This is a genomic window from Sphingomonas sp. CCH10-B3 (genome assembly GCF_001556185.1).
Taxonomy (GTDB): Bacteria; Pseudomonadota; Alphaproteobacteria; order Sphingomonadales; family Sphingomonadaceae; genus Sphingomonas; species Sphingomonas aquatica.
Window position 1 is genome coordinate 43,122 of record NZ_LSIJ01000021.1, and the last position, 13,271, is coordinate 56,392.

Here is a 13,271-nt window from a genome sequence, read left to right on the forward strand (position 1 = left end):
TTTGCGCGCGCACAATTCGTGGTAAACATGCGCGATGAACGGGGGTTCGCGTATCATCGATCTTCGGATCGGACCGGCCAGTGCATCGACGGCAGCGCCCGACGATGACTCGCTGCTGCTTGAAGACGTCGCGCCGCCCGCCCCGCTCCCGGCCGCTGACCCTGTCGTTGTCGACGAGGAGGAAGAAGCTCCGCCGCGCTCGATCTGGCGCTGGCTCGGACCGACGCTCGCTTTTGCCGCCGTCGCGGGGTGGCTCGGCGGCATGATCGCGCTCAGCTGGCCGGTACTGAGCACAGGCCTCGCCCCGCTTGCGCTCGTCCAGTTCATTTCCGCGCTGTGTGTACCACCGGCGCTGATCGGCATCCTCTGGCTCCTTGCCCAGCGCACCAGCCGCGCCGAAGCGCGCCGGTTCGCCGCGACCGCGCAGGCGATGCGGGCCGAAGCGCGCGCGCTCGACCTGACGCTGGCGACCGTTTCAAGACGGGTCGAAGCCAATGGCCAGCAGCTTGCCGCCCATGCCGACATCATGTCGGCAACGGCCGATCGCGCCGCCGAACGGCTTGCCGCGATCAGCAGCGGCATCGCCCAGCAAGTCGACACTGCCGATGCGCAGGCCCGCGCGCTCACCGATGCCGTTACCGGCGCGGAGCGCGCGCTGAGTGTGCTGCTCGCATCACTGCCGCGCGCGCATGGCGAAACCGCCGACATCGCCAAGACGCTGGCGGCGACGGGCCTCGAAGCCAGCGAACGGGCCGCAGCGCTCGGCGCGCAGCTCGCGGCGCTTGCCGAACAGGGCCGCATCGCCGACGACGTTACCGGCGCTGCGGCGCAAAAGCTTGCCGCCCATATCACGCGGATGGAAGCCACCAGCGAAACCGCGAGCGCGCGGCTCGAACAAGTCACCGGCGCCATGTCCGATGCGGTCGACGGGCTGCTCGGCCGCACTGCCTCGGCGGTCGACGAAGCGCGCAAGGGCATCGCTGCGCAGGGCGACGCGATGCTTGCAATGTTGGAGGCCAATCAGGCCGCGCTCAACCGCGCCAGCCGCGACAGCGTCGAAGCACTGGCGGAGCGCATCGCCGCGATCGAGCACGTCATTGGCCGGATCGCCGAACGGCTCGGCGAACAGCGCGCCTCGGGAGATGCGCTGGTGCGCGATCTCGACCACCAGTTTCAAGTCGTCGAGGCGCGGCTCGAGGATTTCCACAAGCGCGAGATCGACCGCAATCAGATGCTCGCCGCGTCGATCAGCGCGCTCGGCGGCTCGGCCGATGCGATGACCGAAGCGCTCAACACCGGCGAAGCGACCGCACGCAAGGTGATCAACACCAGCGAGGATCTGCTGACATCGCTCGATGCTGCCGCGCGTGAAATCGACGAAACCTTGCCCGAAGCGCTCGCCCGGCTCGACGCGCGCATCGCCGCCAGCCGCAGTGTCGTTGCCGGCGCCAAACCCGAACTGCTGTCGCTCGTAACGGCCGCCGAAAGCACGCACGACGCGATCGAAGCGATTGCCACGGTGATTCAGGGCCAGCGCGCGACACTCGACCAGCTGTCGAAGCTGCTCAACGATGCGCTTGCAACGGGTCGCGAACGTGCCGAGGCGATCGGCGAGACGCTCGACGCGACAATCGGCCGGACGCAGCATTTCGCGGAGCAAGCCGCACCCCAGCTGATCGAAGCGCTGATCCGGGTGCGCGATACCGCCGCGACTGCCGCCGACCGCGCGCGTGACACACTGGCGGGCGTGATCCCTGAGGCTGCGACGATGATCGAAAGCGCGAGCGTCGAGGCGATGCAACGCGCGATCGGCAATTCAGTCGAACGCCAGCTCGCCGCGATCGCAACCGCCGCCGAAGATGCCGTCGCCGCCGCGCAGCGTGCCGCCAACCGGCTCGCCGACCAGATGCTGACCATCGCCGAGACCACCGCGCTCGTCGACACGCGGATCGAGGAAGCACGCGAGGAGCGCGAGAAAGCCGATACCGACAGCTTCGGGCGGCGTTCGTCGATCCTCGTCGAGGCGCTCAATTCGGCGTCGATCGATATCGCCAAAGCCTTTTCGGCGGACGTCGCCGACAGCGCCTGGGCCGCTTATCTGAAGGGCGACCGCGGCGTCTTCACGCGCCGCGCGGTCCGCCTGCTCGACGCGACCGAAGCGCGCGAGATCGCTCGCCTGCACGAGAATGACCCTGCCTTCCGCGATCAAGTCAACCGCTATATCCACGATTTCGAAAGCATGCTGCGCGGCGTGCTCGCCCAGCGCGACGGCGCGCCGATGGGGGTAACATTGCTGTCCTCCGACATGGGCAAGCTCTATGTCGCCCTTGCCCAGGCGATCGAGCGGCTACGCAGTTAATGGGTTCAGCGCGCCGGGTTGGCGTCAGTTGATCCGACGGGCCGCGACCGGTCGTGCACCCGGCGTCTTCAGCGAATAGCTGCCCAGCGCGCCGCGATCGAGCCGCACCTTGCTGCCGACCCGCGGCGTCGGACCAAAGGACCAGCTCTCCGTGGTCTGCCACCGCCCGCCTTCGGCCAAGTCGAGCGTCCACAGCCCATAGCGTTCGGCCCGGACAGCGACGATCGATGTTTCCAGCACATCATTCGCCACGTCCGAACCGGTTCGATCCCCGGCGCCGAACAGCTTGATCTTGGGCAGGCTGAATCCGAACAGCGAACGGCGCGTCTTTGCCATAGTCTCCTGGTCGACGATCACGATCTCGCCCTTCGCCTCATTGTCGATCAGCGTCCGCGCTTCCCGCTCGAGACAAGCCAGCCGTTCGCTATCGACGGCGATCGCCAGACACTGTGCAAATTTCTGCGCGAGTGCCTGATTATCAAGCGTTTTCGTTTCGGGATAAATCCCAATCGCCAACGCCGCGACTAACAAACCTGCCATAGCCATCGCGCGCGCCCTTCGTGACTGGTTGAAGATGTTACTGTGGCAATTTTGTAACGCAGGAAATGCATTTTTCTCACAAAATTACGAATCATGTTGTCATCATGATTGCAGATAATCAACCTTGGCGCTCTTGCGCATCGTGTCGAGCCCGAACGGCCGGTCGGTGAGCGTGGCGGGGCGCTTCGCAGGGGGAGCGATCCGAGCTTTTGGGGAGAAAGACGAATGTTGAAGACAATGCGTCGTGGCTTTTTCACCACGACATTGATGGCGAGTTCTTGCCTGTTCGCGGTGCCCGCGCTGGCGCAGACCGCACCCGCCGATCCGCAAAAGGCCCCCGATGGCGCCGAAGTGGCTGCTGGCAACGGCGAAGTCGTCGTCACCGGCACGCGCATTGCGCGGCCCGACCTTGAGCTCGCCAGCCCGGTCAATGTCATCAGCGCAGCCGAAATTGGTTTCCGCCAGCCCGGCACAGCTGAAGAATTGATCCGCGACCTGCCGGCGGTTCGCCCGTCGATCGGCCCCGGCGTCAACAACGGTTCGGACGGCTCGGCCACGATCGACCTGCGCGGCATCGGCACCAACCGCACGCTCGTGCTGCTCGATAACCGCCGCGTCGTGCCGTTCGGCCTCGACGGCCTGACCGACACCAACGTCATCCCGATCGCGCTCGTCGAGCGTGTCGACGTCGTGACCGGCGGCGCGTCGTCGGTCTATGGTGCAGACGCCGTTGCCGGTGTCGTCAACTTCATTACCAAGCGCAATTTCGCAGGGCTCGACCTGTCGGTCAATTATCGCGCCGTCGAACGCGGCGGCGCCGAGCGTTTCCGTGCCAATTTGCTGGTTGGTGCCAATTTCGATGACAACCGCGGCAATGTGGTGCTCGGCATCGACTATACCGACGCGTCGCCTCTGCTGCATACCCAGCGCCCGATCAGTGCGTTTCCGATCAGCTCGACCACCGGGCTGTTCCAGGGCGCGACGGCTGCGCAGGTGACGATCTTCGCCTCGCCGACCAACGCCCAGCTCGGGCTGCCGGCCAGCACCTTCGGCGCCGTCGTCAACCCGACTACCGGCCTGCTGCAGGCAGCCACGGCAAACGACACTTACAACACCAACAACGGCACCTATTTCCAGACGCCGCTCAATCGCATCAACGTCTATGCGGCGGGCCGTTACGAGATCAACGAGCATCTCGAATTCTATTCGACCGCCTTCTTCAACCGCAACGAAGTGCGGCTGCAGCTGGCGCCGTCGGGCACCTTCGGTAACACTTATCAGCTGGCGCTCAACAACCCCTTTCTGCCAGCTGGCATCCGCAACCAGATTTGCACCGCGCGCAATATCACCATGGCCAACTGCAACGCGGCCGCGGTCGTTCAGGGTGGTCCGGGGACAGCGGGCTATATCGAAACACCCGTGATCGCGCAGCGGCGCTTCACCGAATATGGTCCGCGCGGCAACCCGATCACCAGCCAGGTCTTCCAGATCCAGGCCGGTATCCGCGGCAAGATCACCGACACCATCAAATATGACTTCTCGGCACAATATGGTGAGACGACCCAGAATCAGGTTCGCCAGAACTGGGGATCGTTCAGCCGCGTGCAGCAAGCGCTGCGCGCCTATCGCGTCGTCGGCGGTGCCGCCAATGGCACCATCCGTTGCGCCGATACGACCAACAACTGCGTACCGCTGAACCTGTTCGGCCCCAATGGCAGCATCACCCAGGATCAGCTCGACTTCATCGATCTCGACGCGCTGATCAATCGCAAGACCCAGCTGGCGGTCTTCACTGGCAGCATTTCGGGTGACTTGTTCGGGCTGACCTCGCCGTTCGCTTCGCACCCGATCGCTTTCTCGGTCGGTGGCGAATATCGCGACCTCAGCGCTGCCAGCCAGCCTGACGCATCGTCGCAGATTCAGGGCGAAGTGCTCGGCACCGGCGCGCGTACGCCGCCTGACCGCGGTGCCTATACCGTCAGCGAAGGTTTCATCGAACTGGCGGTGCCGCTCGTCGAGGACAAGCCGTTCTTCTACAAGTTGTCGCTCGAAGGCGGCATCCGCTTCTCCGACTATTCGACCACCGGCGCCAGCACCACCTGGAAGGTCGGCGGCACTTATGAGCCGTTCGCCGGCTTCAAGTTCCGCGGCACCTATCAGCGGGCGGTGCGCTCGCCGAACATTCAGGAACTGTTCCAGTCGGCAGTGCAGGGGCTGGGCAACCTGACGGTCGATCCGTGCCAAGGGACGGGCCTGTCGGCCGGCCTCGCCGCGCTGTGCGTTGCCACTGGCGCACCGCAGGCGACGATCGGCCAGATTCCGGCGCCGACCTCGGGCCAGATCAACGTCACCACGGCGGGCAACAATACGCTCAACGTCGAACGGGCAACCACATTTACTGTTGGCGGCGTCTTCACGCCGCGCTTCGTCAAGGGTCTGTCGGTCACGATCGACTATTTCAACATCCGGGTGAACAATGCGATCACGCAGCCGGCACAGGCCGACATCCTGAACGGTTGCTATTCGGCCGCCCTCAACCCGACCTTCGCCAACAACGCATTCTGCCAGCTGATCCGGCGCAATCCGCTCACCGGCAGCTTGAACGGTGCGGGCGAAACGCCGGGCGTGATCCTCAGCTTCTCGAACCTTGGTGTCATCCAGACCGCGGGCATCGACTTCACCCTGTCGCAGCGCTTCGATCTCGACGACTTCGGCCTGAAGAATGGCGGCACGCTGACGCTGGGCTTCAACGGGACGCTGCTGGATTATTACAACTTCCAGGCGACGCCGAATGCCATCAACCGCGATTGCACGGGCTATTACAGCGCCAACGGCTGCACCAACCCGCGTGCGAAGTTCCGGTCCAACACCCGCCTGACCTACAGCCGCGAATGGTTCGACATCTCGCTGCTGTGGACCCGCGTCAGCGCAGTGGAGCTGGAGCCGTTCCTTGCGACCGCGATCCAGCCGGTATCGACGCCGCAGCCCGGCGGCCCGAACCCGACGACGGTGCTGCCGGCTTTCCGGCAGATCGACGCCTATGACCTGTTCGACCTGTCGCTGCGGGTGATGCCGCTCAAGAACCTCGAACTGACGATGACGATCGACAATCTGCTCGACCGTCAGCCGCCTAACGTCGGTAGCGGCGTCGGCGGGACCGCGTTCAACAGCGGCAACACTTTCCCGACGATCTATGATCCGATCGGGCGTGCCTTCACCATGGGCGCGCGCATAAAGTTCTAAGCCCCTGCCGGGCGGCGGCAGTTCGCTGCCGTCGCCCGTCTTTTTTTGCCTGCAGCTACCTGACTTTCGCGGCGATCAGCCGAACACCCCGGGCGCTGCCATGCCCCCCATCCGCGCACAGATTGCGTGGAATTCGGCGATCGTTTCGTCGATGATCGCCTTGACCGGCTTCACGTCGTCGATCAGGCCCGATGTCTGGCCCGCGAGCCCGACGGCCGCTTCCATATCTCCACCAAAATACAGCTCCTGCAGCCGCGCAAAGGTGTCGGCGGGCATCAACCCAGCTTCGTGGATCGCCGCCGTCCGCTCGGTCTTCAAAGCGCGGATGCACGGCGTCGATTTCTGGTTGAGCACATAAGTGCCGGTTTCCTTGGCATCGATAATCGCCTGTTTGTAATTGTGATGCACCGGGCTTTCGGCCGACGAGACGAAGCGCGTGCCCATCTGCACGGCCTCTGCCCCCAGCGCGAAAGCGGCGGCCATGCCCTTGCCGTCGCAGATGCCGCCCGCCGCCACCAGCGGCACATCGGGCACGCGCCGGATCGCCTGCAGGAGGACAAGCGTCGACACTTCCTCCGGATTCTTGAAGCCGCCGCCCTCGGCGCCTTCGACCACCAGCCCGTCGATTCCCGCCGCGACGCATTTCAGCGCCGCGTCGACCGTCGGCACCGCGTGATAGACGGTGATCCCCGCCTCCTTCAGCGGCGCGATGAACTTGGCCGGGCTGCCCGCCGATGTGGTGACGAACTTCACGCCCGAACCGCAGATGAAATGCAGCATCGCATCATCCTTCAGGAAGCGGATCGGAAGGTTCACCCCGAACGGCGCGCTGGTCAGGTCCTTCATCTTCACGATTTCGGCCTGGCACGCCTCGGTTTCGCCCGAGGAGGTTTCGATGATGCCGAGCCCGCCCGCGTTGCACACCGCAGACGCCAGCGCCGAGCGCGCGATCCAGCCCATCGGCGCCTGAATGATCGGATAGCGTGCGCCACTGTGCGCCAGAAAACGGTTCATGCTTGGCCTCCCCTGTTGGTCTTTGACGCCCAGTCTCGCGGGTGGCGCGCGCTTGTCAAAGCGAAATGCGGACGACCGGAATCGAAAGGGCGGCGTGCCGGGTTCCCCCGACACGCCGCCCCGTCATCGCTTTACCCGATCGTCGATCAGCGCAGATCGAAGCGATCGAGGTTCATCACCTTCGTCCAAGCTGCCGCGAAGTCGTGCACGAACTTCGCTTCGCCATCGGCGCAGCCATAGACTTCAGCGACCGCGCGCAGCACCGAATTCGATCCGAACACCAGATCGGCGCGGGTGCCGGTCCATTTGCGCGCGCCGGTCGTGCGGTCGTGACCTTCGAACTCCTCGTCGTCGCCGCCGACTGGCTTCCACTCGGTGCCGATGTCGAGCAGGTTGACGAAATAGTCGTTCGACAGCGTGCCGACGCGATCGGTGAGCACGCCATGCGTCGAGCCCCCGGCATTGGCGCCGAGCACGCGCAGGCCACCCACCAGCACCGTCATCTCGGGCGCGGTCAGGGTCAGCAACTGCGCACGGTCGACGAGCAACGCCTCCAGCGACAGCGGATGATCGTCGCGCGCCCAGTTGCGGAAGCCATCGGCGATCGGCTCGAGCGGCGCGAAGCTGTGCGCGTCGGTCTGGTCCTGGCTCGCGTCGGTACGGCCCGGCGTGAACGGCACGGTCATGTCATACCCAGCCTTCTTCGCCGCATCCTCGACCGCTGCCGTGCCGCCGAGCACGATCAGGTCGGCGATCGACACTTTCTTGCCACCTGCAGCCGAACCGTCGAACTCGGTCTTGATGGCCTCGAACACCGGCAGCACCTGCGCCAGTTCGGCGGGGTCGTTGACCGCCCAGTCCTTCTGCGGCGCGAGCCGGATCCGCGCGCCATTGGCGCCACCGCGCATGTCGCTGCCGCGGAAGGTCGAGGCCGAAGCCCAGGCCGTCCGCACCAGCTGCGCACCGGTCAGCCCCGATCCGAGCAGCTTCGCCTTCAGCGCCGCAACATCGGCATCATCGACCAGCGGATGGTCGACTTCGGGCACCGGATCCTGCCAGATCAGCACTTCCTGCGGCACCAGCTTGCCGAGGTAACGCGGGCGCGGCCCCATGTCGCGGTGAGTCAGCTTGAACCACGCGCGCGCAAAAGCGTCGGCAAACTGATCGGGATTGGCATGGAAACGCTTCGAGATTTCCAGATACGCAGGGTCCATCTTCAGCGCCATGTCGGCGGTCGTCATCATCGGTGCGTGACGGCGCGACGGATCATGCGCGTCGGGCACGATACCCTGCGCTTCGGGGTTCTTCGGCGTCCACTGTTGAGCACCGGCAGGGCTCCGCGTCAGCTCCCACTCATTGTTCAAAAGCGTGTCGAAATAGCTGTTATCCCAGCTGATCGGCGTCGGCGTCCAGGCGCCTTCGATGCCGCTGGTGATGGTATTGACACCGACGCCGCTGCCCATCGTGTTGCGCCAGCCAAGCCCCATCAGCTCGATCGACGCGCCTTCGGGCTCGGGACCGACGAACTGGCCGGGATCACCCGCGCCATGCGCCTTGCCAAAGGTATGGCCGCCCGCGACCAGCGCGACCGTCTCTTCGTCGTTCATCGCCATGCGCGCGAAGGTCTCACGGATGTCGCGGCCCGAGCCGATCGGATCAGGCGTGCCGTTCGGCCCTTCGGGATTGACGTAAATGAGACCCATCTGGACGGCGCCGAGCGGGTTGGCGAGCTCGCGGTCACCCGAATAACGCTGGTCATCGAGCCACTTGCCCTCGGGCCCCCAGTAGATGTCCTCTTCGGGTTCCCAAACATCGGCGCGGCCACCGGCAAAACCAAAGGTCTTGAAGCCCATGGATTCGAGCGCGACGTTGCCGGCGAGGATCATCAGATCGGCCCAGCTCAGCTTGCGGCCATATTTCTGCTTGATCGGCCACAGCAGGCGGCGTGCCTTGTCGAGATTGCCGTTATCCGGCCAGCTGTTGAGCGGTGCGAAGCGCTGCGTGCCCGACCCTGCCCCGCCACGCCCGTCGGCGATGCGATAGGTGCCGGCGCTATGCCACGCCATGCGAATGAAGAAGGGGCCGTAATGGCCATAATCGGCCGGCCACCAAGGCTGCGAATCGGTCATCAGCGCATGCAGGTCGGCGACGACCGCATCGAGATCGAGCGTCTTGAATTCCTCGGCATAGTTGAATTCGGTACCCATCGGGTCCGATTTCGATGAATGCTGGTGCAGCATGCCGAGGTGGAGCTGGTTGGGCCACCAATCGCGGTTCGACATTCCCCAGATCTTGGCGCGGTCGTGGCGGTCGTGCGGCACGGGGCACGTGGTTTCGGCGTCCATCGTCTCTCCAATCATGGTTGGGGCTGGCGACGCGACTCACGCTGCAGCCCTGAAGCAACCATAGGCCGAGCCGATCGCAGCGCGAAACGATCGCTTCTGATGTCTGTGATCGAATTTACTTGTTTGGTGCGCAGGCTCAGCCGCCGCGCTCACTCGACCGGCTTGGTCCCACCAAAGAAGTCGATCGTCTCGGCCGTCACCCACCCATAGTGCGCGTTGAGCAGGAACAGGCCGAACAGCACGCTGGCAACGATCGTAATCCGCATCACCGTGCGCCACGGGCGGAACTCGGCGGGCGCGCTTTCGGCCTGCCCCGGCACCTTGGCGACGCCCGCTTCATCAGCGGTGCGCACGCCGAAAGGCAGCACGAGGAAGATCGAGAACGCCCAGAACAGCGCGTAGATCGCGAGCAGCGACGTCAGTTGCATCGGCTCAGCCCTCGATCAGCAGCACATCGACGACTGGCTTCTTGCCCGTCCACCGCGCGGCGACCCGGCGTACGGCGAGCCGGATATTCTCGCGCAGCTTCTCGCGGTCGCGACCACCCTCGCCCGCGGCCTTTGCCGCCGCGTCGATCGCTTCGTCGAGGAACGGATCGCGGTCTTCCTCGACCGGAATACCCTGGATACGGATTTGCGGCTCGCCGACCAGCTTGCCGCGCATAAGGGCGACCGCGACCGACATCTGGCCATTGATCGCCAGCTTGCGGCGCTCGTTGATCGTCGCACCATCGGCAGGCAGGATGACATCGCCGTCGAGCACCAGCCGACCGACCGGCGCATTGCCGATCTTGGCGGGCGTCCCCGGCGCGAGGCGGATGATGTCACCGTCGGTCTGCACCACCGCGCCCGGGATCCCCTGCGACAGGCCAAAGCGCGCCTGTTCCATCAAGTGGCGCATTTCGCCGTGCACCGGCACCAGAATCTGCGGCCGCACCCAGCCATACATCGTCGCCAGTTCTGGACGCCCCGGATGACCCGACACATGGACATGCGCCTGACGGTCGGTGACCATCAGCACGCCCTTGGCGGCAAGCTGGTTCATGATCCGGCCAATCGCGACTTCGTTGCCGGGGATCTGCTTCGACGAAAAGATCACCGTGTCGCCCTCGCCCAGGCTGATCTGGTGATTGCCACTGGCGATCCGGCCGAGCGCGGCGCGCTCCTCGCCCTGACCGCCAGTGGCGATGATCAGCACTTCGTCGGCGGGCAGCCGCATCGCGTCGTCGAAATCGACGACGGCCGGGAAATCCTTCAGATAGCCGGTCGCGCGCGCGACCTTCAGGATGCGATCGAGCGACCGCCCCGCGACGCAGAGCGTCCGCCCGGTATCGTTCGCGACATCGGCAAGCGTCTTCAGCCGCGCCGCATTCGACGCGAAGGTGGTGACGAGCACTCGCCCCTTCGCGGCCGCGACGACATTGCGCAGCCCTTCACGCACGCTCGCCTCCGAGCCCGAGGGCTCGGGATTGAACACATTGGTCGAATCGCACACCAACGCGAGCACGCCCTGGTCGCCGATCGCCTTGATCACTTCGGGGTCGGCAGGGCTGCCGATCACCGGCGTCTCGTCGAGCTTCCAGTCGCCGGTGTGGAACACGCGGCCATAGGGCGTTTCGATCAGCAGCGCGCTGCCTTCGGGAATCGAATGCGCGACCGGCACGAAGCGCAGCCCGAACGGCCCAAGCGCGAATGCCTCGCCCGGCTCGATCACGTTCAGGTCGATCCGCGCGGCATTGCCTTCTTCCTCGAGCTTGCCCGCGATCAGCCCCGCTGTGAACGGCGAGGCGAACAGCGGCACACCGAGATCCTCGGCGAGGTAGGGCAGCGCGCCGATATGGTCCTCATGCCCATGCGTCAGCACGATGCCGAGCAGGTCGTCACCACGCTCCTCGATAAAGGCGAGGTCGGGCAAAATCAGGTCGATGCCCGGATAGGCCGGATCGGCAAAGGTAATGCCGCAATCGACCATGATCCACTTGCCCTGGCAGCCATAGAGATTGACGTTCATGCCAATCTCGCCCGAGCCGCCGAGGGCGACGAAAATCAGTTCATTTCCTGGAGTCACTTAAGTCTTTGTCTTTCGTTTTGAAGCCGCCGCGAGATAGCGGGGGCAATGCGCGATGAAGGTGCGCGACCCTTGAATTTTGCGGCGCCGGCGCGCGCCTAGCGATTCATATGGGCGCGACTCCACATCATCGCCAGCCCCTGAATGGTCAGGTCGGGTTCGATCACGTCGAACACATCGGTGTGCTTTTCGAACAGCACCGCCAGCCCGCCGGTCGCGATCACCTTGGCTGGGCGGCCGATTTCGGCCTTCAACCGCGCGACCAGCCCCTCGATCATGCCGATATAGCCCCAATAAATGCCGATGTGCATCTGGCTGACCGTATCGCGGCCGATGACGCTGGTATCGGCGGGCGCTTCGATCGCGATGCGCGGCAGCTTGGCGGCCGCCGTTACCAGTGCGTCGAGCGACAGGTTGATCCCCGGCGCGATGATCCCGCCCTTATAGGCGCCATTGAAGTCGATGACTTCGAACTTGGTCGCGGTGCCGAAATCGACGACGATCAGGTCGCCTTCGTGGAGGGCATGGGCCGCAACGATATTCACGGCACGGTCGGCGCCCAAGGAGCTTGGCTCCTTGACGTCGATTTCGAAGCCCCAGGCGACCGGCGGCTGCCCCGCGATCAGCGCGGTGGTGCCGAAATACTTCTCGCTCAGCACTTGCAGGTTATGCGTCGCGCGCGGGACGACGGTCGCGATGATCACATCGGTCACCGCCTGACGATCGATCCCCTCGAGCTGCATCAGCTGATTGAGCCAGACCGCATATTCGTCCGCCGTGCGCCGCGCGTCGGTCGCGATCCGCCAGCGCGTGCGGATGCGGCCTTCGTCGATCACCGCGAAGACGACATTGGTATTGCCGACATCGATCGCGAGCAGCATTGCGCCTTTTCCCCTGTTACACCGTCATTGCGAGCGTAGCGAAGCAATCCATAGCGGCGGACTGGATTGCTTCGCCGCGCTCGCAATGACGATTCCACCTAAACGAACGCCAGACCTAAATCAGAAAAACATCGGCCGCGTGAATGGCACGGACGCTGCCGTCCGCCAAGCGCAGGATCAGCGCGCCGTCATGATCGAGCCGTTCGAACAGCCCCTCGATCCGGTCGCGATCGGGCAGGCTGGCGGCAAGCGCGGTGCCGGGCGGATGCGCGCGCGCGAGCCAGCGCTCGCGGACCGGCGCCAGCCCCTCGCCCCGCCAGCGCGCGAGCCATGCCGCGAAGCCATCGGCCAACACCTCGGCAAAGGCAGCGGGATCTGGTGCCGCGCCGTGCGCGGCGAGGCTCGTCACAGGACGGTCGAGGTCGTGTGGGTGATACGCAAGGTTGACGCCGATGCCGACGACGACGGCGTCGCCTGCGCGTTCGAGCAGAATGCCCGCCAGCTTGGCGCCGCCGAGCAACAGGTCATTGGGCCATTTGATCGCCAGCGCGGCGTCGGGCACCAGCGTCCGCACCGCTTCCTCGAGCGCCACTGCCGCCACCAGCGCGAGCGTCGCAGGTGCCGGATCGCTCCCGCGCAGCCGCACCAGCGTCGAGCCATAGAAATTGCCCGGCGGGGATTGCCACACGCGACCCTGCCGCCCGCGTCCGCCGGTCTGCTGCTCAGCGCGCAGCCAGAACCCCTCGCCCTGCCCGGTCGCGGCCAGCGCGATCAGGTCGGCGTTGGTCGATGCAGTCGTGGCAATGGTCCGGATCGTCGCCG

At 65.1% G+C, this 13,271-nt stretch carries 9 protein-coding genes; 2 read left to right on the plus strand and 7 right to left on the minus strand.

The features are described from left to right. Positions 1–34 precede the first annotated feature (34 nt). Positions 35–2,359 carry a hypothetical protein gene (locus tag AX672_RS04875; RefSeq protein ID WP_066649078.1) on the plus strand — a complete coding sequence of 775 codons (2,325 nt, stop codon included), beginning with the start codon at positions 35–37 and terminating at the stop codon, positions 2,357–2,359. 24 nt (positions 2,360–2,383) lie between these two features. Here the strand turns inward: AX672_RS04875 and AX672_RS04880 are convergent, their stop codons facing one another. Then, positions 2,384–2,899, minus strand: coding sequence for a hypothetical protein (locus AX672_RS04880; RefSeq protein ID WP_066649079.1), 516 nt, complete (start codon positions 2,897–2,899; stop codon positions 2,384–2,386). Between the two features lie 225 nt (positions 2,900–3,124). Between AX672_RS04880 and AX672_RS04885 the strand changes: the two genes are divergently transcribed. Further along, positions 3,125–6,142, plus strand: coding sequence for a TonB-dependent receptor plug domain-containing protein (locus AX672_RS04885; protein WP_231731155.1), 3,018 nt, complete (start codon positions 3,125–3,127; stop codon positions 6,140–6,142). Between the two features lie 75 nt (positions 6,143–6,217). On the opposite strand, the gene AX672_RS04890 is transcribed toward AX672_RS04885, so the two are convergent. The 6 genes from AX672_RS04890 to AX672_RS04915 form a co-directional block, all read right to left on the minus strand. Continuing rightward, complete coding sequence (locus AX672_RS04890) at positions 6,218–7,156, minus strand: NAD(P)H-dependent flavin oxidoreductase (RefSeq protein ID WP_066649080.1); 939 nt, start codon at positions 7,154–7,156, stop codon at positions 6,218–6,220. A 146-nt stretch (positions 7,157–7,302) separates the two neighbouring features. Next, positions 7,303–9,501 carry a catalase/peroxidase HPI gene (gene katG / locus AX672_RS04895; protein WP_066649081.1) on the minus strand — a complete coding sequence of 733 codons (2,199 nt, stop codon included), beginning with the start codon at positions 9,499–9,501 and terminating at the stop codon, positions 7,303–7,305. A 149-nt stretch (positions 9,502–9,650) separates the two neighbouring features. Then, positions 9,651–9,929: a DUF1467 family protein gene (locus AX672_RS04900; protein ID WP_066649082.1), complete on the minus strand. Its 279-nt coding sequence runs from the start codon at positions 9,927–9,929 to the stop codon at positions 9,651–9,653. Between the two features lie 4 nt (positions 9,930–9,933). Beyond that, positions 9,934–11,568: a ribonuclease J gene (locus AX672_RS04905; RefSeq protein WP_066649084.1), complete on the minus strand. Its 1,635-nt coding sequence runs from the start codon at positions 11,566–11,568 to the stop codon at positions 9,934–9,936. Positions 11,569–11,666: 98 nt separating this feature from the next. Continuing rightward, entirely contained in the window at positions 11,667–12,449 is a 783-nt protein-coding gene (locus AX672_RS04910) for a type III pantothenate kinase (RefSeq protein ID WP_066649086.1), read from the minus strand. A gap of 115 nt (positions 12,450–12,564) precedes the next feature. Continuing rightward, entirely contained in the window at positions 12,565–13,263 is a 699-nt protein-coding gene (locus AX672_RS04915) for a biotin--[acetyl-CoA-carboxylase] ligase (protein WP_082730391.1), read from the minus strand. Positions 13,264–13,271: the final 8 nt, after the last annotated feature.